Origin of the sequence: Hymenobacter sp. DG25A (assembly GCF_001280305.1) — a bacterium.
Classification (GTDB): domain Bacteria; phylum Bacteroidota; class Bacteroidia; order Cytophagales; family Hymenobacteraceae; genus Hymenobacter.
This window is the reverse complement of sequence record NZ_CP012623.1, coordinates 675,408-695,668: the sequence shown is the minus strand read 5'-3', so window position 1 is coordinate 695,668 and position 20,261 is coordinate 675,408. Positions and strand designations below refer to the sequence as shown.

At 58.4% G+C, this 20,261-nt stretch carries 14 protein-coding genes; 9 read left to right on the top strand and 5 right to left on the bottom strand.

Going from position 1 to position 20,261, the window contains the following annotated elements; all coding sequences use genetic code 11:
- Positions 1 to 94: 94 nt before the first annotated feature.
- The gene (locus AM218_RS02935) at positions 95 to 1,045 is read left to right on the top strand and encodes an aldo/keto reductase (RefSeq protein ID WP_054411714.1); all 951 of its coding nucleotides are present in this window, start codon (positions 95 to 97) and stop codon (positions 1,043 to 1,045) included.
- A gap of 114 nt (positions 1,046 to 1,159) precedes the next feature.
- Here AM218_RS02935 and AM218_RS02930 read toward each other — a convergent pair whose 3' ends face one another.
- From AM218_RS02930 to AM218_RS17115, 3 genes are all read right to left on the bottom strand, one after another.
- Positions 1,160 to 1,942 (bottom strand): manganese catalase family protein, encoded by a 783-nt coding sequence (locus tag AM218_RS02930; RefSeq protein WP_197274006.1) that lies wholly within the window; start codon positions 1,940 to 1,942, stop codon positions 1,160 to 1,162.
- A 182-nt stretch (positions 1,943 to 2,124) separates the two neighbouring features.
- A complete protein-coding gene (locus AM218_RS02925) occupies positions 2,125 to 4,275 on the bottom strand; it encodes an FUSC family membrane protein (protein ID WP_054411712.1) in 2,151 nt (716 codons plus the stop codon).
- 189 nt (positions 4,276 to 4,464) lie between these two features.
- A complete protein-coding gene (locus tag AM218_RS17115) occupies positions 4,465 to 5,532 on the bottom strand; it encodes a transglutaminase-like domain-containing protein (protein ID WP_262489778.1) in 1,068 nt (355 codons plus the stop codon).
- 176 nt (positions 5,533 to 5,708) lie between these two features.
- Between AM218_RS17115 and AM218_RS02915 the strand changes: the two genes are divergently transcribed.
- The 3 genes from AM218_RS02915 to AM218_RS02905 all read left to right on the top strand — a co-directional run bounded on the left by AM218_RS02915 (position 5,709) and on the right by AM218_RS02905 (position 9,142).
- Complete coding sequence (locus tag AM218_RS02915) at positions 5,709 to 6,098, top strand: VOC family protein (RefSeq protein WP_044514671.1); 390 nt, start codon at positions 5,709 to 5,711, stop codon at positions 6,096 to 6,098.
- A gap of 344 nt (positions 6,099 to 6,442) precedes the next feature.
- Positions 6,443 to 8,344: a phosphoglycerate dehydrogenase gene (gene serA, locus AM218_RS02910; protein WP_054411710.1), complete on the top strand. Its 1,902-nt coding sequence runs from the start codon at positions 6,443 to 6,445 to the stop codon at positions 8,342 to 8,344.
- A 318-nt stretch (positions 8,345 to 8,662) separates the two neighbouring features.
- On the top strand, positions 8,663 to 9,142 hold the full coding sequence (locus AM218_RS02905) for a hypothetical protein (protein ID WP_157547487.1): 480 nt from the start codon (positions 8,663 to 8,665) through the stop codon (positions 9,140 to 9,142).
- A 10-nt stretch (positions 9,143 to 9,152) separates the two neighbouring features.
- Here AM218_RS02905 and AM218_RS02900 read toward each other — a convergent pair whose 3' ends face one another.
- On the bottom strand, positions 9,153 to 10,508 hold the full coding sequence (locus tag AM218_RS02900; RefSeq protein ID WP_054411706.1) for a D-alanyl-D-alanine carboxypeptidase/D-alanyl-D-alanine-endopeptidase: 1,356 nt from the start codon (positions 10,506 to 10,508) through the stop codon (positions 9,153 to 9,155).
- Between the two features lie 367 nt (positions 10,509 to 10,875).
- On the opposite strand from AM218_RS02900, the gene pyrG reads away from it, so the two are divergent.
- The 3 genes from pyrG to AM218_RS02885 all read left to right on the top strand — a co-directional run bounded on the left by pyrG (position 10,876) and on the right by AM218_RS02885 (position 15,209).
- A complete protein-coding gene (gene pyrG, locus AM218_RS02895; protein ID WP_054411704.1) occupies positions 10,876 to 12,525 on the top strand; it encodes a CTP synthase in 1,650 nt (549 codons plus the stop codon).
- 188 nt (positions 12,526 to 12,713) lie between these two features.
- Positions 12,714 to 14,537, top strand: coding sequence for a membrane protein insertase YidC (yidC, locus tag AM218_RS02890; RefSeq protein ID WP_054411702.1), 1,824 nt, complete (start codon positions 12,714 to 12,716; stop codon positions 14,535 to 14,537).
- A gap of 114 nt (positions 14,538 to 14,651) precedes the next feature.
- Complete coding sequence (locus AM218_RS02885) at positions 14,652 to 15,209, top strand: DUF6438 domain-containing protein (RefSeq protein ID WP_054411700.1); 558 nt, start codon at positions 14,652 to 14,654, stop codon at positions 15,207 to 15,209.
- A gap of 207 nt (positions 15,210 to 15,416) precedes the next feature.
- Here AM218_RS02885 and AM218_RS02880 read toward each other — a convergent pair whose 3' ends face one another.
- Positions 15,417 to 17,054, bottom strand: a complete 1,638-nt coding sequence (locus AM218_RS02880) for an ABC transporter substrate-binding protein (protein WP_231717531.1) — start codon at positions 17,052 to 17,054, stop codon at positions 15,417 to 15,419.
- 284 nt (positions 17,055 to 17,338) lie between these two features.
- Here AM218_RS02880 and AM218_RS02875 point away from each other — a divergent pair, with 284 nt between their 5' ends.
- A complete protein-coding gene (locus tag AM218_RS02875) occupies positions 17,339 to 18,145 on the top strand; it encodes a ParA family protein (protein ID WP_044514688.1) in 807 nt (268 codons plus the stop codon).
- A gap of 252 nt (positions 18,146 to 18,397) precedes the next feature.
- Positions 18,398 to 20,161, top strand: coding sequence for a PA14 domain-containing protein (locus tag AM218_RS02870; RefSeq protein ID WP_082318036.1), 1,764 nt, complete (start codon positions 18,398 to 18,400; stop codon positions 20,159 to 20,161).
- Positions 20,162 to 20,261: the final 100 nt, after the last annotated feature.

Here is a 20,261-nt window from a genome sequence, read left to right as displayed (position 1 = left end):
GTTAGCGCAGTATTTCATCCGGCCAATAACCTGCCCGCCCGCTTACCGGTTAATACCGGATATTCCTTTATCTGCTTTTTAAACTCATTATTGCATGCAACAACGTGAACTGGGCCGCTCAGGCTTGCATATAGCCCCACTGGTTTTGGGCGGCAATGTTTTCGGCTGGACGGCCGATGAAGCCACTTCCTTCCAGATTCTGGATGCTTTTGTTGCCGGGGGCGGCAATGCCATTGACACCGCCGATGGCTACTCTGTGTGGGTACCCGGCCACGTAGGCGGCGAGTCGGAAACCGTGATTGGCAAGTGGCTGAAGCAACGCGGCCGCCGCGACGATGTTGTGATTGCCACCAAAGTGGGCTGGGAAGTGAATACCGAAAACAAAGGCCTCGCCAAAAACTACATTCTGCGCGCCGTAGAAGGCTCCCTCAAGCGCCTGCAAACCGACTATATCGACCTGTACCAATCGCACAAGGACGACCCCACCGTGCCGGTGGAGGAAACCCTGGAAGCCTATGCCCAGCTGGTGAAAGAAGGCAAGGTGCGGGCCATTGGGGCTTCCAATTTCTCGGCTGAGCGGCTGCGCGAGTCGCTGGCGGCCAGTGAGGCGCACGGCTTTCCGCGCTACCAGAGCCTGCAGCCGCTGTATAATCTCTATGACCGCGCCGAGTTTGAAAAGGAGCTGCTGCCGCTGTGCCGGCAGGAGAACATCGGCGTAATTCCCTACTACGGGCTGGCTTCCGGCTTCCTCACGGGAAAATACCGCTCAGCCGCCGACCTGCAGAAAAGCCCCCGCGGGGGCGGCGTGGGCCAGAAATACTTGAATGAAAGAGGTCTGCGCATTCTGAAAGGGCTGGATGCCGTGGCCGCCCGCCAGCAGGCTACACCCGCCCAAGTAGCCCTGGCCTGGATTATGGCCCAGCCCGGCCTTACCGCTCCCATTGCCAGCGCCACCAGCGTGGCGCAGCTGCATGAGCTGCTGCCCGCGTTGCAACTGCAGCTCTCCGCTGAGGATGTAGCAACGCTGGATAAAGCCAGCGCTTAAATCCGGCTTCTTTATCAGAGTTACTTCATAGAAAAACGGCCTTCCCAAGCTTTATTAAGCGCCTGGGAAGGCCGTTTTTATTTTCAGAAGGGAGCCAATCAAATGGCTGCCCGGCTACCGGACGGTCCGGTGAATTTCACGCTCAATTTCTTTCTGGGTTACCTGATCCTCCATTTTGACAGGCTTCATCGGCGACTCCACAAAGTTGAAGTAAGCATCCTCATTCCAGGGGCCGCGCACGTCCCGGTCGCCGTTCTGGCCGGGGCCGGTGGAGGCATTAAAGTACTTGTCTACCACGCCGGGCGTGGGGGCCAGCAGGCCCACTTCCAATGGGTCTTTGCCCATGCTATCCAGGGCCAGCATGAAGGATTTCATGTGGGTGATTTCGCGGGTCATCAGGAACTGTAGGGCATCTTTGGTGCCGGCGTCGTCGCAGAAATTAATCAGGCGCTCATACACTATTTTAGCGCGGGCCTCGGCGGCAATGTTGCTGCGCAGGTCCACGTCCAGCTCGCCGGTAATCTTCAGGTAGTCGGCCGTCCAGGGGTTGCCCTGGGAGTTGAAGAGGTTAACGCCGCCTCCGCCGGCAATAGCCACCAGCGGATCGGCTTCGGCCAGCTCCCGGGCCTCTTTGGTGGGCTTGAGGTGCAGGCGGGCCAGGCTACCAATAATTTCCAGGTGGCTTAACTCCTCGGTTCCAATATCCATCAGCAGATCCTTGCGGCCGGGGTCGTCGCAGTTCAGCCCCTGAATGGTGTATTGCATGGCCGCGGCCAGCTCACCATTGGCACCGCCAAACTGCTCCAGCAGCATATTGCCGAACCGTGGATCGGGGGTGCCTACCCGCACCGTATACATTAGCTTCTTCACGTGATGATACATAACTACCAGTTTCAAGGGTGAATAATAAAGAAGGGTGTACGCCTCCTTTTTCAGCCCTGTTTCCGGTGGGGCCGGCTTTTTCCGGCATGGCCCAAATTATGTATCCAGCATCGTTGAGTCCTAATATTCAGATAATTCAACGGTATAAACGGAGTACCAGCCCCCTGCTTCTATTGCCCGGGTACGAGCATCTTCCATCAGGTCAGGGCCGCTTCCGTCACCTTGCTGATGTCTTGGCTAAGCTGCCGGATAAAGGCGAGCTGCTCGGTAAGAATCTGGTCGTCGGGGGTGCGGGTGGCGGGAGCGGCAGCGGCCTCAGCCGGAGCCGACTCGGCGGGGGCAGCGGCAGCGGGGGTGGCAGGATCCAGGCGGCGCAGGCTGGCCGTGAGGGCGGCCATGGCCTGGCCCAGCGGGCGCTGCTGCTCCGGGGGCACCGTAGTGCCGGGCTGGGTGGTTAGCGTGGCACCCAGTGTGGCAATGTTGGAGGACAGGATATGGTTGAGCACCACAAACTGCTGCACTTCCTCGCTGTGCTGCCGCTTGCTTTCCGGCTCGGAGAGCATGCGTTGGAACGCGGCTGAGAGGTTGGCGGAGCTGATATACACGGCTTTGCGCACCAGCTTGTACTCCGTGAGCTGCAGGGGGCGGCCCGCCAGCCGGTCGGCCAGCTGCTGCAGATAGCGCAGGTTTGCCTCTACCACGTCGCGCATGAAATGGCGCAGCTGGTTGGCCTCCCAGGTGGGAAACAGCAGGTAGCCGGCGGCCAGGGCTATGGCGCAGCCAATGAGGGTATCCACCACCCGCTCGCCCAAAAGCTGCAGAAAACCCAGGCCCAGGAAGGTGAACATGATGAGCAGGAAGGGCGTCATCAGAAACACCGACACCACATAGTTGCGGCGCTGAAAGCTGTAGGTACCTATCATCAGGAACACCATCAGCACAAAGCGCAGGGTAGGGTCGGTTATCAGCCACAGCAGCACTACGCCCAGCAAACCGCCACCAATGGTACCCAGCACGCGCTGGTAGTTGCGCTCTTTGGTCAGGCTGAAGCCCGGCTTGAGCATGAAGGCGCAGGTCATCACAATCCAGTAGCTGTGGTGCCCGAAGGACACCCACTTAGCCACTACAAAGCCAAACAGGCAGGCCAGCCCCATGCGCACGGCGTGCCGGAACACCGAGGATTTTATGGTGAGGTTGCTCAGCAGCAAGTCCGGCGAGAGGTTTTCCCGCGACACAAACCGGCGATATTCCACCGGCCCTACATCCCGGCGGCGGGTGGGCGAAGCGGGGTCAAAGTACTGCACTAGGGCCTGGAGCTGCTGCTGCATATTGCGGAAGTTCACCAGCACCTTTTTCAGCATGAGCACACTAATGCCGGAATCCGGGTCTGCCAGGGCATCAATGCGGGCTTTTAGCTGGTCCAGCTCGGCGGTCCAGTCGGGGCGGGTGTGGTAGGGGCGCTTGGAATGAATGGCCAGGCCAATGGCGTCCAGCTCCGCAGCCATTTCCCGAATCAGGCGGGCCATATCGGGCAGCAGGCCCGTAGCGCCAAAGCGCTGGCGCAGGGCGGCGTAGTCGTAATACGTAGCCGTAATGTGCTCATACAGGTCTATGGCCTCAATAAAAGCAAACATGAGGGCCCGCCCAATGCCAGTGGAATCTTCTACCAGCTGGCGGCTTTTGAACAGGAGCTGGCGCATGGCATCCTGCCTTTCACTTACCACTACCTGCTGGGCCAGCAGAATCCGGTAGGCGGCATTTAAGTCTTTCTGAGGCTCATAGAAATCGGCCTTCAGCTCCAGAAACTTAGCAATAGCATGGATGCATTCGCCCAAAGCGCGCTCTACCGGCCGGTAGGGCCGCACCTGCCGGGTAAGCAGGCTGGCGGCCGTGTACCACAGCCCGCCCACCGAGACCAGCGCCGCATATTGCAGCACCTGTTGGGGCGTGAGGGGCTGGTCCATCATAATAATCATGACCAGCAGCGCGGCGGTGCCCACGGCTCCGGCGCGGTTGCCGTACACCATCAGCATGGTAAAGCAGAAGCTGAACAGCATGATTTCGGCGCCCAGCACGTACACATTGTGGCGGACAAAGCCAGTGACCAGCGCCACCAGCAGCATACACAGCACACAGGCCAGCATGCCGTTGCGCTTGTGCAGGGTGGGCCCGGGAATATCGGTTACACTCACGCAGAGGGCCCCCAGGGAAAGAATAAACCCGGCCTGCAGTTGGTTGAGATAAGCGCAGATGAGGCCCGGAATTAGAACCAGCAGGGTAATGCGGAGGCCATCGGCGAGGTCCTGCCCGAAGAGAAAAAACTGAAGGCGGCGGGTGTCAAAGGTCATCAGCGAGGGAAGGCGGGGCAGGGCTTTTGCAGCGGTGGCTGGCGGTGGAAGACAGGGCCTGGCAGCCGCGGCTCAAATACGCAACTCCTACGTAGCAAACCAAGGTAATGATGGCCGCACTGCTGGAAATGCCAAGCGCCGGCAAACGGCACTGGCAACCTGACAGCACCGCGCACCCGGTACCCGCAGCTAGCGGGTGGGGCTTGCTACCGGACTAACATCCTCATAGCGAAATTGCTTTTCCAGGGCCGCAAAAGGCCGGCCATCTACCTCGGCATAAGGATAGATGAAGTAATTCAGCGGTTCGCCGCGCTGGCTGGGGGCCAGGGTCAGGTCGCGGCCCCGGGTGAACTCCACGCGGTTTTCATCGTGGGCCCCGAAGAAGTAGCTCCGACGGGCTGGGTCTTTGGCGGCCTCGGAGGCATCAATGGGCACCCAGCCGGTTTCCGGGGTGTAGAACTCGGCCCAGCAGTGGTAGCCTTTGATTTCGCCGGTGCCGCGCTGGGCGGGCAGCGGAAAACCGATGCTGAAGCGGGCGGGAATGCCCACGGCCCGGCAATAGCCAATGAAAACGGCGTGAAAATCGGTGCAGTTGCCGCGGCGGGCGTCGCAGGCGTAGTAAATATCTCCCTGGCCCCAGCCCTGCCCGGTTTTATCGTATTTCACAGTAGACACCACGTGGTTGTAGATGGCCTGGGCTTTGGCGAGCGGCGTGGTGGCGTGTGCCTTGGTTACTACTTCCTGCGCCCACTGCCGGATTTGGCCGTCCAGGGGCACCAGGTGGTCGGGGGCCAGCCAGCGGGCCAGGTCGGCGTCGGCGGGCGGTACCGGGTTGCGGGCCTGGGCCGGCAACGAGGCCTGGAGCGGGTTGCGGTGCTCCCGGCGCACGGCATTAAAGCGCATGGTTACGGTAAAATCTGCCGCCGGGGGACTCAGTAATTTCAGGTGCAGTACCCGGTTTCCGTGCTGGGCGGGCAGTATCTCGTACGGATAAGGGGAAGTAATTTCCAGCTGATCAATATCCTGCCAGGCATCCGAATGCGGCATGGGCAGCCATAGGTTCAGTTCCTGCGCGCCCTGCGGGGCCGGGTGCACCGTGGTGGAGTACTCAAAGGTAAAATGGCGGGTGCGCATGGGTTCAGTCGGGTTTCCGGGGCGGGCAAACATAGCGCCGCCAGCCATCAGCAACAAGGCCAGCACGGGCAGCAACCGGGGCAGGCGCAGGTGCCCCAACAAAAGACTCCGGAATTTCAGCAAGGCTATAGAATAAGAAGCGGGCGGGTGGGAAAGCAGGTTGGATATGCTCTTTTTCCCGCGCCCTGATAGGGGGCAAAGGTACGCTCATATTTAAGATGGTGCCCGCGGCCGGCGGGTACTTCGCTTAAGAATAGGGCATTTGCCGATATTGCCGGCCTGACCCTTATCCGCTTGCTATGCTACCGCTACTTCGTATTCATCATATCGCCATTATCTGCACCCAGTACGCCGTTTCGAAGCGGTTTTACACCGAGATACTGGGCCTGTGTGCCCTGCGGGAAGTATACCGGGCCGACCGGGACTCCTGGAAGCTGGACCTGTCTCTGGGCGGCGAATACATTATAGAGCTGTTCTCGTTTCCGGCACCGCCCGTGCGGCCCACCCGCCCCGAGGCCGCCGGCCTGCGCCATCTGGCCTTCGCCGTGGCTGATCTGGAGGCTACCATTCACCGACTGGATGCGCACGATGTCGCCTCGGAGCCCATTCGGGTAGATGAGTTCACGGGGCGGCGCTTCACGTTTATTGAGGACCCGGATGGGCTGCCGCTGGAGTTTTATGAGGTCTGAGGGTCGGAGAAACCACTTATAAAAACAATGTCCCGACCGTTAGGCCGGGGCATTGTGGCATCCACCTGGCCGCGCGAAGCGGCCAAATGGGCTTGCATGGTATGCCTCAGAATGTACGGTTTCGTGCATCCGGAGTTGCCCTGATATGCTGCGCGCCAGCCGGTGCATGTACCAAGGAGAAAGGCATAAGGCGAGGAAAACAGTTTCACAGATATCCGTTTTTCAGTGGGACCTAACCGCCTCCGTTACGTTGTACCCAGCGGTAGCTTTGTTTTGTTGGAAATGCAGAACCTGCCCTCCCCGCCTATCCGTTATTGGCGGTTCCGCCCTACCTTGCCCCCACTATGCCTCAGTCGTCGCCCCCGCTTCCCTATCTCATCATTGACTTCGACAGCACTTTTACGCAGGTAGAAGGGCTGGACGAGCTGGCCGATATTGCCCTGCAGGGCAGCCCCGACCGGGAAAGAATTGTGGGCGAAATCCGGGCCCTCACCGACCAGGGCATGAGCGGCAGCCTGAGCTTTTCAGAGTCGTTGCAGCGGCGGCTGGCCTTGCTGCCGGCCCGGCGCGAGCATATCGGGCAGCTGGTGGAGCGGCTGAAAGGGCTGGTTTCTGAAAGCATCCGCCGCAACCAGGCGTTTTTCCAGCAGTTTGCCGGCCGCATTTACGTGGTCAGCAGCGGCTTCCGGGAGTTTATTGAGCCGGTAGTGGCCGAGTTTGGTATCGGCCCCGATTTCGTGCTGGCCAACACTTTTACGTACGATGCAGAAGGCCGCATTACGGGCTTCGACGCCGAAAACGTGCTCAGCCAGAACGGCGGCAAAATCCTGCAGCTGCGCCAGCTGGACCTGGAGGGCGACGTGTACGTACTCGGCGACGGCTACACCGACTACCAGATTCGGGAAGCCGGCCTGGCCAACCGCTTCTACGCCTTCACGGAAAATGTCAGCCGCGAGGCCGTGGTTTCCCGCGCCGATGAAGTCCTCCCCTCTTTCGACGAATTTCTTTACCAGAATAAACTGCCCATGACGCTCTCCTACCCCAAAAACCGCATTAAGGTCCTGCTCCTTGAAAACCCCGACCCGCGCGCGGCCGAGCTGTTCCGGCAGGAAGGCTACCAGGTAGACCTGGTGCCCGGCGGCCTGGACGAAGACGAGCTGGTGGACCGCATTGAGGGCGTGAGCATTCTGGGCATTCGCTCCAAAACGCAGGTGACGCCCCGCGTGCTGGAAGCCGCCAACCGCCTCATAGCCATTGGCGCCTTCTGCATCGGCACCAACCAGATAGCCCTCACGGAGTGTATGAAAAAGGGCGTGGCCGTGTTCAACGCCCCTTTCTCCAACACCCGCTCCGTGGTAGAGCTGGCCCTGGGCGAAATCATCGTACTGGCCCGCCGCATCCCGGAAAAGAACCCCAAAATGCACCAGGGCGAGTGGGATAAGTCGGCGAAAGGCGCCTTTGAAATCCGGGGCAAGAAGCTGGGCATCATCGGCTACGGCAATATTGGCGCGCAGCTTTCGGTGGTAGCCGAGGCCGTGGGCATGCAGGTACTCTACTTTGATATTGCCGAAAAGCTGCAGCTGGGCAACGCCGTGAAGTGCCGCACCCTGGACGAGCTTCTGCAGCAGGCCGATATTGTGACCATGCACGTGGATGGCCGTCCGGAAAACACCAACCTCATCGGGGCCCGGGAGTTTGCGCTCATGAAGCCCGGCACCATCTTCCTCAACAATGCCCGCGGCCACGTGGTAGACGTGCCCGCCCTGGCCGAGGCCATCCACTCGGGCCACCTGGGTGGTGCGGCCGTTGACGTTTTCCCCTACGAGCCCAAAACCAACCACGAAACCTTCGAAAGCGAGCTGCGCGGCCTGCCCAACGTGCTACTCACGCCCCACATTGGCGGCAGCACCTCGGAGGCTCAGCGCAACATTGCGGAGTTTGTGCCCGAGCGCCTGATGCAGTACGTGAACACCGGTAACACCCAGCAGAGCGTTAACCTCCCCAACATTCAGCTGCCGGTGCAGCAGGCCCACCGCCTCATCCACATTCACCACAACGTGCCCGGCGTGCTGGCCCGCATCAACAACGTGCTGGCGGCCCACTCCGTGAACATACTCGGCCAGTACCTCAAAACCAACGAGCACATCGGTTATGTAATCACCGATATCGACAAGGAGTACGAGCAGGAGGTAATTGGCGAGCTGCGCAAGGTGGAGCACACCATTAAGTTTCGGGTGCTGTACTAGAGGGTTAATCCTACGCACTTTTCTTTATACCATTATGTCATGTCGAGCGCAGTCGAGACATCTCACGTGCTGACGTTGTGGTGCTAATCACTATTCACCACACTAGCGAGATTCCTCGACTTCGCTCGGAATGACCGGCTTAATGTTGTCATATATTCTATGCTGAGTAGACATGGTATCAGACGATTTCTTGGTCTACTAATACTCCCCATAATATTCATTGGCTGTTCGCCTGAGAAGGAGAAAGCCACACCAGCGGCTTCTGCAAGTGAAATAAATTTCACTAAAACACCGCAAAAGCTACCTCTGGACGAGGGTTTGCAACGTCTGATCAGAGCGTATGGCAAGCAGCGCGGTGGAGGAAAAATATTCTGTCTCGAGTTCGAGAAGCTGGCCTACGACAGCCTGCAGTTCTCTTTGTATGGCGCCGGAAACTACGTACCCATCGTTGATTTCTGCCGGCCCAATTTTTACGCGGAGTTTGATGATAATCTGGTTCTGATTGCTACCGGAGCTGAATTTGTAACACCGGGCTCTTCTTACCGGGACACCTACCGCGAGGGTTTCTATAAAATCGTAACCAGGAAAGTGTTGGGGAAAGCCTACACCCCAGCCCAGCATGATAGTCTGCAGCTTACCTATGGAGCTTATAATCTACCGGTCTGGCGAGTGATTCTGCATGTAGGAGATGAGCAGCCAGGCAGGATCTATACTGTTGTTGATTCCTTTGCCGTGCCCGCCAGAGATAGGAGAATACCACCTCCTCAACACAAAACCGTGCTTAAAGGCCGGGAATAGTATAGCTCCGTTACATCCGCTCCCGCACCTGGGCCAGCACTTTCTGCATTTCCAGCCGGATGGCGCTGGTTTCCTGCACATGGTTGTTATTCATGAAGCTAAAGGCTAGTAAGCGGCCTTTTTTGGTGCGCAGGTAGCCGGCCAGGTTGTGCGTGTTGGAAAGGGTGCCGGTTTTGCCCCACACCCAGGGGCCGCGCTGGTCGTGGTAGAGGCGGCGCAGGGTGCCGTGCCCGCCCCCGGCGGCCAGCAGGCTGAGCAGGCGCTGCTCGGACACTTCCTGGTGCAGCTTCAGGAGTAGCATGGTCATGTCCCGGGGCGTGATGAGGTTCTGGCGGGAGAGGCCGGAGCCGTCTACCCACACGGGCGCATCGGGCAAATCATGCAGGTACCGCTGTTTCATGGTGCGAATGGTGCGGGCCGTATTCAGGGAATCGGGGCCCAGGCGACTGGAGCACATGAGTAGCAGCTGCTCGGCCAGAAAATTGTCGCTCACCTGAATCATGCGCCGGTACAAGGAATCGACGGGCAGGCCGGCCAGGGTGTGCACCTGCTCCTGTGCCCGCGCCTGCCACGGCGCGGGCAGGATAGGCCGGTGCAGGGTATCCTGCAGCAACGACATCAGCAGAGCCGGGCTGGTGCGGAAAGGGGTTTCATCCACCCAGTTTTTCTGGATGGGCATGACGAAGAACTTATTTTCCAGCACCGCCCGTCGCACATGGTCGGAGCGGTTGAGGTAGCCGGAAGGTGCGGGCGCTACGCTGGCCGTGAATACCTGCGGCAGCACCAGGGGCTGGGCTTTGCCGGCACGGGCGTAGAAGCGCACGGTGTGGCCATAGATGGGAAATGGGCCGCGCTCCGGCTGGTAATAGTAGTTGTAGTCGTCCCAGCTCCAGCCGGGTCCGAAGGGCTCAACGCAGGGAATTTGGGCGTAGAACAGCTTTTCGGGGCGGCGCTGCAGGAACTGGAAAGCGGCACGGGAAGGCACGTCGCCGTGCAGCAGGGTAGGGTCGCCGGTGCCCCAAAAGATGAGGGAATCCTGGCGCACCACGTAGCGCAGGCTGGGCAGGGAGTCACCCAGCAGATGCAGGCCGGCATACAGGCTGAACAGCTTCATGGTGCTGGCCGGCACAAAGTATTCTTCGTCGCGGTAGCCGAAGAGCCGCTCCCCGGTAGCGGCATCGGTAATACTCAGGCCTACCTGATGCTGTTTAAGCACCGGCGAGTGCGCCACCAGCTTATAGAGCCAGTGCGGGCCATTCTTGCCGAACAGCTCCATTTCGGCAGCCTCTTCTCCATCGTTGCCCATGGCCTGGTAAGCCATGCCAAAGCCCAGAAAAAGTAACAGGAAGTAAAGCTTGCGGCGCATAGGCTGGTAGCGCCTGCAATTATGCTTTCAGCGCTGATTACATGTGAAGTAATAGCACCTAATTAAAGCAATACTTTAATACAATGTCAACCTTTCATTTCACAATGATATGTTTTACTTCTGTTAATCAGACACTTAACTTATTAATTATTTTTGCATATTATCTTATAAACTGATTTTCAGCTGGTTTAAAAATGGCCTGAGCGCTTGAATAAAGGCAAAGGAGCCCGGGCTGAAGGGCCCTCTGCTACCTGAAGCCAGCCGCCTCCCCTACCCTGTTAGCGGAAACGGGCGGCGGTGTTTTTTCGGGCAAAAATGTTTTCGATCCGTCGGCCTTCCACTTATTACCCTACCTTTGTTTCCCGTTATGCCAGACCGAATTCTCCCCCCCACGGCTGCAACGGCCAAGTTCATTTTCGTAACCGGAGGAGTGACCTCTTCGCTGGGCAAAGGCATCATTTCGGCCTCCCTGGCTAAGCTGCTGCAAGCCCGCGGCTTCCGCGTCACCATCCAAAAGTTCGACCCCTACATCAACATCGACCCCGGCACGCTGAACCCCTATGAACACGGGGAATGCTACGTGACCGACGACGGCGCCGAGACTGATCTGGACCTAGGCCACTACGAGCGTTTTCTGAACGTGCCTACCTCCCAGGCCAACAACGTTACCACGGGGCGCATCTACAACCACGTTATCAGCAAGGAGCGCGAAGGCGCCTACCTGGGCAAGACCGTGCAAGTAGTGCCGCACATCACCGATGAGATTAAGCGGCGCATGCTGCTGCTGGGTCAGGACGATAAGTTCGACGTGGTTATCACCGAAATCGGGGGCTGCATTGGCGACATTGAGAGCCTGCCCTTCGTGGAAGCCGTGCGCCAGCTGCGCTGGGAATTGCCACCGAATGATTCGCTGGTCATTCACCTCACCCTGTTGCCCTACCTGAAAGCGGCCGGCGAGCTGAAAACCAAGCCCACCCAGCACTCCGTGCGCGACCTGCGCGAAGCCGGCCTGCAGCCCGATATTCTGGTGTGCCGCTCGGAGTACCCCATTCCGGCCGAAATGCGCCGCAAAATTGCGCTGTTCTGTAACGTCAAAATCAACTCCGTTATCGAGAGTCTGGATGCGGACAGCATCTACTCGGTGCCGCTGCTGATGCTGAAAGAGCAGCTCGACGACCGGGTTATCAAGAAAATGAAGCTGACCGGCGGTACTACGCTGCCCGATCTGGAAGCCTGGAAAGACTTCCTGGGCCGCCTGAAAAACCCCACTGAGGAAGTAACTATTGCGCTGGTAGGCAAATACGTGGAGCTCCCCGACGCCTACAAGTCCATCAACGAATCCTTTGTGCACGCCGGCGCGCAGAACGAGTGCAAAGTGACCGTACGCAGCATTCAGTCCGAGAACATTAACGCCGATAACGTGGCCCAGCTGCTGCACGGTGTGGATGGCGTGCTGGTAGCCCCTGGCTTTGGCGAGCGGGGTTTTGAGGGCAAAGTAGCGGCCATTAAATATGTGCGCGAAAACGGCATTCCGTTCTTCGGCATTTGCCTGGGCATGCAGTGCGCCGTGGTGGAGTTTGCGCGCAACGTGCTGGGCCTGAAGGATGCCAGCTCTACGGAGATGGACCCGCACACCAGTGCCCCCGTCATTGCCATGATGGAGGAGCAGAAAAGCATCACCCAGAAGGGCGGTACCATGCGCCTGGGCGCTTACGACTGCGAGCTGCGCAAGGGCTCCAAAGCCGCCAAAGCTTACGCCCGCAACCACATCAGTGAGCGGCACCGCCACCGCTACGAGTTCAACAACGAGTACTTGGAGCAATTTGAGCAGGCCGGCATGCTGGCCTCGGGCATCAACCCCGACACCGGCCTGGTGGAAGTGGTAGAGCTGGCCAACCACCCGTGGTTTGTGGGCGGGCAGTTTCACCCGGAGCTGAAAAGCACCGTGCAAAACCCGCACCCGCTATTTGTGCGCTTTGTGAAAGCGGCCATTCAGTACCACAAGGGTCAGTTTTAGGCGCTGGAGGCCGTGTCATGGCTTCGCGGGGCTCGCCATGACCCACCTCCGGACAACGGACAACTGGCTTCTGATATATCACAACTGAATATTCACGGAGAACTGCGACCTTTGTGCCCGCATTGCCTGGCATTTGTTGGGCGGCTTTTCCTGCTGCAACTCTTTTTTTGCCCTCACCTCTTCCTCTAATGGATAGAAATCAAGCAACCGGCCTGTTTTTAATTTCGGCCATGCTCCTCGCCTACCTGTTTTTCTTCAGGCCTACGCCGAAGGAGCCAGTTGCCGAAAAAGCCGTTACCACTGCCTCGGCCAAAGTACTGGCCGATAGTACGGTAAGTGCCCCGCTGGATTCGGCTACGGCCGTCCGCACCTTGGGTGCTTTTGCCACCGCGGCCCAGGGCACTGCCCAGCAGGTAGAGCTGAAGAACGACCGTCTGGCTATGTCTTTCTCTACGAAAGGTGGCCGGATTGAAGCCGTTCGGCTGAACGAGTACAAGACCTTCTTCGGGCAGCCGCTGTTTCTGTTTGATAAGCAGAGCGCTCAGATGGATATGAGCCTGCGCACCAACGACGGGCGCACGGTGAAGTTTTCGGACCTGTATTTCCAGCCCACGCAGGTGCAGCCCGTAACGGTAGGCAACAAAAAAGGCCAGCAGTTGGCTTTCACGGCCAGCGTAGCCGGCGGCACTATTCAGCAGCTTTATACGCTGTTCGATAACAGCTATGAAGTAGGCTACGACCTGCGCCTGAATGGCCTGAACACGGTGGTAGCGCCACAGCCGCTCACGTTCACCTTCGTGGACCACGTGCGCCAGACGGAGCAGGACCTGAAGCAAAACCGTAACCACTCCATCATCAACCACTACCTGGCCAACGACGACCACGGTGCCCTGGGCGAGGCCAGTGAGAAGCCCGAGGAGATGGTAGTGAACGAGCCCCTGAAATGGGCCGCCCACAAGCACGACTTCTTCGTGGCCGGTATCATTGCCAACTCCACCTTCACCACCGGCAAGTTTGTGTCGAATGTGAACCTGGCCGATTCCACCTTCATCAAAACCCTCAGCACCACGCTCACCATTCCCGCCGCCGATGTGCAGCAGGGCAAGGCGCAGATGCGGTTCTTCTTCGGTCCTAACTCCTTCAGCCTGCTGAAGGACGTAGCGCCCGGCTTCGACCGGAACGTGTACCTGGGCTGGGGCCTGTTCCGCTGGGTAAACCGCTTTGTGGTGCTACCCGTGTTCCACGTGCTGGAGCAGTTCATCAGCTCCTACGGTATCATCATTGCCATTCTGGTGGTGCTGATTAAGCTGGTGACCTGGCCTTTGACCTACAAGACCTACGTGTCGCAGGCGCGCATGAAGGTGCTGAAGCCGGAGATTGACCAGATCAAGGAAAAGTATGCCGATGACCAGGTAAAGCAGCAGTCGGAAACGATGAAGCTGTACCAGAGCATGGGGGTTTCGCCGCTCAGTGGTTGCGTGCCCATGCTGCTGACGATTCCGATTCTGTTTGCCATGTTCCAGTTCTTCCCCAACGCCATTGAGCTGCGCCAGCAGCCTTTCCTGTGGGCCAAGGATCTGAGCACCTACGACGTGTTCATCAAGCTGCCGTTTTACGTGAAATGGTACGGCGACCATGTGAGCATGTTTACCCTGCTGATGACGCTTTCTACGCTGCTGATGACGTGGCAGAGCAACCAGATGAACACGGCCATGCAGGGCCCCATGAAAATGTACAGCTACCTGATGCCGCTGATTTTCATGTTCGTACTGAACAGCTTCTCGGCTGGCCTTACCTGGTACTACTTCATGTCGAACATCGTCACCTTCGCGCAGCAGGCCATTACCCGCCGCTTTGTAGACGACTCCAAGATTCGGCAGCAGTTGGAGGCCAACAAGGTGAAGAACAAAGACAAAAAGCCCAGCGGTTTCCAGGCCCGCCTGGCCGAGGCCATGAAGGCCACGCAGGAGCGGGAGTCGGATGCCCGCAAGGAAGGCAAGAAGAAAAAGTAACACCGGCGCTTCCCGCTAAGTAAAATGCCTTTCCGCCGATGCGCGGAAAGGCATTTTTATTTTCTGCTCCTTGTTACGACTGCAGCGTTCCTTCTCACCCTTGCCCCACCTGCCATGCGTTTTCTTCTCGGCTTTCTGTTGCTGATGGGCTTTGCTCACCTGCCCGCCTGCGCGCAGCAGGGTTCCACCAATAAGCCCATCCGCTACACCCCGCCCAAGACCAAACCGGCCGTATCGGCTCCCCAGGTTTTGCTGGACACGCCGGTAGTAGCCCCCAAAACACAGGCCAGCGCAAAGCTGCCGATATTGATTTTTGAGAAAACGCCCTGCTTTGGCCGCTGCCCGGCCTACAAAGCCACCGTTTACCGCAACGGTCGCCTGAGCTACGAAGGCTTGAGCAACGTGCCGCTGCTGGGCCAACATGAGCTGCAGCTGCCCGCTGCTACCGTAAATCATATCCTGAAAGAAGCCCAACGCATCGGCTTTGCCCGGCTGCAGGGCGTGTACTCCCAAAACACCTCCGACCTGCCCTCCACCTACATTTCCATCCTGCAGCCCGACTGCAACCTAAAGGAAGTGCGCGTGGAAGAAGGTGCCCCGGAAGAGCTGAATAAGCTGCTGCAGTACGTGCACGAGCAGATTATGAAAGTGGCCCTGCCGCCAACTAAGTAGGGGTGTAGTGTAATAATAAAGAACGTCATGTCGAGCGCAGTCGAGACATCTCGCGTGCTGACGTTGCAATAGTATTGTCATGCTGAGCCTGTCGAAGCATCTCTACCGCTTCGTTGCAGTGGTATACCATACTAGCGAGATGTCTCGACTGCGCTCGACATGACGGCTTACGTGAAGCAAGACATGACTTTTCCTTTGTAATTCCTTCTACTCTTTCCGCACCCGTTCCAGCACCAGCTGGTTCATGGGGTTGGGCATGAGGCCGCGCACGTTGTTCTGGGTAAGGCGCACTACTTCGTCGTAATACAGGGTAATGACGGGGCATTCTTCTACGATGATGCGGTCCATCTGGCGGTAGAGGTCATAGCGCTTGTCGAGATTCTGCTCCAGCTTGGCCTGCTCGTAGAGCTTGTCGTAGGCGGCGTTTTTGAAGTGCGTTTTGTTGGGGCCGGCCGGCGAGAAGTTTTTGCTGTAGAACAGGGCCAGGTAGTTTTCTGCGTCGGGGTAGTCGCCCAGCCATGACTTGGTGAAGAAGGCCGCCCGGCCGTTGTCCACCATTTCCTGCTGCGCGGCCGATTGATTGACATCGATTTCTACCTGCACGCCCACATCAGCCCAGTTCTTCTGCAGGTATTCGCACACTTCTTTGCGCTCGGCCACGGTGGTCAGGCGCAGCCGCAGGGGCTTGCCGGGACCAAAACCAGCCGCCCGCAGTAGCTCCCGGGCTTTTTCCGGTTGATAGGTATAGCCGGGCACCAGCTTTTGACTGAAGGAGGGCAACGAGGCGGGCACGAAACCCGAAGTGCCCGGCACGCCCACATTGTTGAGAAAATAAGCCAGCAGCTCTGGGCGGTTAATAGCGTAGCTCAGGGCCTGACGCACACGCTTGTCGCGCAAGGCCGGGTTGGCAGCCTCCCCGCGCAGGTTGGTGGGGTCCTGCTGCAGGCCGAGGTATTCCGTGTTGAGGTAAGGTACTTTCTGCAGCTGAAACTTGCCCTTGAAGTCCTCGCGCACGGTGCCATCGGGGTGCATAATCAGGTCCCGGGAGCCCGCCCGGATGCCGCTCAGGAAATCAAGCCGGCCCTGCATAAACGTCAGGAACTCGGTTTTGCGGTCCTGGATAAAGCTGATCTGTACGGCGTCCAGGTAGGGCAGTTGCCGGCCCTGGGCGTCCATTTTCCAGTAGCTGGGGTTGCGGTGGTACACAATGGCATTGCCTTCATCCCACTCCTTAAATACAAACGGACCGGTGCCGACGGGGTGCTCCCGAAAATCCTTGCCGTAGCGCTGTACGGCCTCCCGAGGCACTACATAGGCATAGGGCATGGTCAGAATTCCCAGAAACGGAATAAAAGGCTCCTGCAGGTGAATACGCAGCGTGGAGTCGTTTACGGCCACAAAGCAGGTATCGGCAGGCTCGCCCTGGGCGTTTTCCAGCACCTTACCCCGGAAAATCCAGCCGCCGGGGCTGGCCGTGGGCGCATCCAGCAGGCGCCGGAAGCTGTACACGAAATCCTGGGCCGTTACCCGGCGGCCTTTGCCATTGGCAAACACCTCGGAATCGTGAAAAAACACATTGGGGCGCAGCGTGAAGGTATACTGGCGGCCATTGGGCGAGATGCTGTAGCCGCGGGCAATGGAAGGGCCGGGCTTGAGCTGCTCATCCAGCTCTACCAGCCCGTTGTAGAGCTGCGTGGTAGCCCAGATGTTGGCCTGGTTGCGGGCAAAAGCCGGGTCCAGGGAGGTTAGCGCCTCGGGCTGGTTGTAGCGGAATACGCGTCGGGCATCGGTGGTTTGCTTATTCCCGCCGCAGCCAGCCAGGGCAGGAAGCAGCAGAAAGACCATCCGGGAAAAGCAACGCGAAAACGGAATCATGGGAAAGGTGAAAGCGTGTATATTTGTGCAAGTGTAAGGGTTCAGGGGTTAGCCATTGTGTTTTGGCCAGCAGCTTTTCTCCGTTAGCCCACCGCACTTGCCTCTCCTGCCTGAGGAGAACCGGTGCTGCGGCGCCTTGGTGAAACCCTTATTTTGTCATAAACTAGCAGTCGGCTGAAGCCTCTGGTTATCGGCTTACTTTGCGACATTCTCTTACCAACCAGCTGGCAGCCAACGGCTAATAGTGCAAGCAAATGGGAAAAATTATTGCGGTAGCCAATCAGAAAGGCGGGGTGGGCAAAACCACCTCCTCGATTAACCTCGCGGCCTCGCTGGCAGCGCTGGAATATCGCACCTTGCTGGTAGACGCCGACCCTCAGGCTAACGCCACCTCTGGCGTCGGCTTCGACCCCAAAGACATTCAGAACAGCATTTACGAGTGCATGGTGGATGGCATTAATGCCCAGGATATTATCCTGACCACCCACGTACTGCCCCACCTCGACCTGATGCCCTCCCACATTGATTTGGTAGGCGCTGAGGTGGAGATGATTAACCTGCCCAACCGCGAAGAACGGATGAAGGAGGCCCTGCGCCCCCTGGCCGATCAGTACGACTTCATCATCATTGACTGCTCGCCTTCCTTGGGCCTGATTACGGTGAATGCCCTCACGGCTGCTCACTCCGTTATCATTCCGGTGCAGTGCGAGTACTTTGCGTTGGAAGGTCTGGGCAAGCTGCTGAACACCATCAAAATTATTCAGAGCCGCCTGAACACGGAGCTGGAAATTGAGGGCATTCTGTTGACCATGTACGATGTGCGCCTGCGCCTGAGCAACCAGGTGGTGGAAGAAGTAAAGTTGCACTTCCAGCAGTTGGTGTTCGATACCATTATTCCGCGCAACGTGAAGCTGTCGGAGTCGCCGAGCTTTGGCATTCCGGTTATTCTGCACGATGCAGAGAGCAAAGGCTCTATCAGCTACCTCAATCTGGCCCGCGAAATTGTGGAGAAGAATGCGGTAGATGCCACGCCGGAGGCCGCGGAAGACAGCGCGGCCTAAGCCATAACAGCCAAAAGAAAAGCCCTTACTTGTTGAGGGCTTTTTTTATGACTTTTATCGGCAGCACAAATTCGGTGAATTTTTATCGGCCTAAAAACCAGCAGCACAGAGCCCAGACCCTATTTTCCCAAAACCCCTTGCGGGGTAAGTGCAAATTTTACACCCCTCCGATTGGCGCGACAAATTCAGAAGCTGTAAATTCATGGCTCCTTTTGGTGTATAATCGGTAACAACACCCAAATTTCGCTTCCTGTGCAGTATCCGTTATTTTGTTCTCTGCTGGCTGGCCTTGTCCTGACTGGCGCTACGCCCGGCGGTACCCACGCCTGGGCTGGTCCCACCGGTAACGCTTCCGTTTCAGCCACCAGCGCAGCGCCGGCAGTGGTTGGCAGCGGGCTTACGGGCAGCTACTACCCCAATGGTACTTTAGCCGGAGCGCCTGTTCTGCGCCGCGTAGATGCCTCCGTGGACTTTAACTGGGGTCTGGGCGCGCCTTCCAAGGACCTGCCCACGGATTACTTCTCGGTGCGCTGGGAAGGTCTGCTGGTGGCTCCTACCACCGGCACCTACCGCTTTCAGGTACCCACCAACGATGAAATTCGGCTGTGGGTAAATGGCAAGAAGGTGCTGGATACCTGGGACGGCCGCCGCGAGGATAATTCTAACGCTTTTGTGCAACTGGCGGCTAACGAGAAAACCAGCATTAAGCTGGAATATGTAGATGCCGATGGCGAAGCCCACCTGCAGCTGCAGTGGCTGGCGCCCGGCAAAGGCCTGCAGATTATTCCCATGGAGTATCTCTACCCCTTGGGTTCCAGCATTACCCCGGTAGTAACGGCCCCTGCAGCGACGCCAGTGGTAGCGGTGGCAGCGGTAAAGCCCGCTCCGCCTACGCCCGCTCCGGAAGTGCCGGCCCCCAAAGTAGCGGTTCCTGTTCAACCGGCCGCGCCCAAACCAGCGCCCCCCGTTCGCACCCCTGCACCGACACCGGTAGCGGTAGCGGCAAAACCAGCCGCGCCAGCTCCTAAACCTGCTGCGGTTCCAGCAGCTCCGAAACCGGTGCAGAAAGAACCCGCTCCGAAAGCTGTTGCGGCCGTTCCGGCTGCGCCCCGCAAAGAAGTTGCTAAGCCGGAAAAAGCGATTGCCAGCAAGCCTAAGCCTCCCGTAGCCGCGGCACCCAAGCCCGCTCCAGCGGCGCCAAAGCCAGCCGCTGTTAGAGCGCCGGCCCGGGTGGAGCCCGCCATATATATTATTACTTCGCGCTCCACCGGCCGGGCTCTGGAGGTACAGGACCCCAGCCGCCCCAATATGCGCGCTTACCAAACTGTTCCCACGGGTGGTACGGCAGCGGCTCCCCAAAATGAAGCCACACATTGGCGTATTGAGCAGCAGAATGATGGTTTCTACCGCCTGATGGTGCCCGGCAATAACCGCGTACTGGAAGTACTGGGCAGTTCTACCTCCAATGGCGCGGCCCTGAACCTGTGGCCTTATTACAGCGGCAACAACCAGCAATGGAATATTGAGCTGACGGAAGACGGGTATTATAAAATCGTAGCCAAACACAGCAAAAAAGCCCTTACCGCCCGCGACTCTACCGACACCGGTATCGTACAGTGGCGCTTTAAGGACAATGAAACCCAGGACTGGAAGCTGACCAAGGTAATCCCCAACCAAAACCGGGAGCTGCTGCAGGCAGCCGTAGACCGGCCCGGTATCGGCGCTAACCGCATGAGTTTGTACCCCAACCCCAGCAACGGGGTAGTACAACTGACGTACCGCCTGCCGGAAGAACTGCCCGTGGGTTGGGTTTTATACAACCAGAATGGCGCCGTGGTGCGCGTATCGGACTACCGCCGCCGCACAGTGGGCATACAGCTCCAGACCCTGGAATTCACCGATCTGCCCCCCGGCGACTACTACCTGCACCTCACGGTAGGCACTACTACTACCCGCCACCCGCTGAAGCTGCGCAAGCCCAGCGCAACGGTTCCGGAGGCCAGCGCCGGTCAATAGCCTGCCACTCTGCCAGCGAATTTCTTTCCGGCCAGCGTTATCGATAAGATGACGCTGGCCGTTTTTTTAGTTGAGGAGCAGGCAGTTCCGCTGGCCTGAT

Coding starts and splice junctions, on each gene's coding strand:
- AM218_RS02935 (WP_054411714.1), top strand. CDS start 95: ATGCAACAACGTGAACTGGGCCGCTCAGGCTTGCATATAGCCCCACTG.
- AM218_RS02925 (WP_054411712.1), bottom strand. CDS start 4,275: ATGACCTTTGACACCCGCCGCCTTCAGTTTTTTCTCTTCGGGCAGGAC.
- AM218_RS02915 (WP_044514671.1), top strand. CDS start 5,709: ATGCTACCGCTACTTCGTATTCATCATATCGCCATTATCTGCACCCAG.
- serA (WP_054411710.1), top strand. CDS start 6,443: ATGCCTCAGTCGTCGCCCCCGCTTCCCTATCTCATCATTGACTTCGAC.
- AM218_RS02900 (WP_054411706.1), bottom strand. CDS start 10,508: ATGCGCCGCAAGCTTTACTTCCTGTTACTTTTTCTGGGCTTTGGCATG.
- pyrG (WP_054411704.1), top strand. CDS start 10,876: ATGCCAGACCGAATTCTCCCCCCCACGGCTGCAACGGCCAAGTTCATT.
- yidC (WP_054411702.1), top strand. CDS start 12,714: ATGGATAGAAATCAAGCAACCGGCCTGTTTTTAATTTCGGCCATGCTC.
- AM218_RS02885 (WP_054411700.1), top strand. CDS start 14,652: ATGCGTTTTCTTCTCGGCTTTCTGTTGCTGATGGGCTTTGCTCACCTG.
- AM218_RS02880 (WP_231717531.1), bottom strand. CDS start 17,054: ATGGTCTTTCTGCTGCTTCCTGCCCTGGCTGGCTGCGGCGGGAATAAG.
- AM218_RS02875 (WP_044514688.1), top strand. CDS start 17,339: ATGGGAAAAATTATTGCGGTAGCCAATCAGAAAGGCGGGGTGGGCAAA.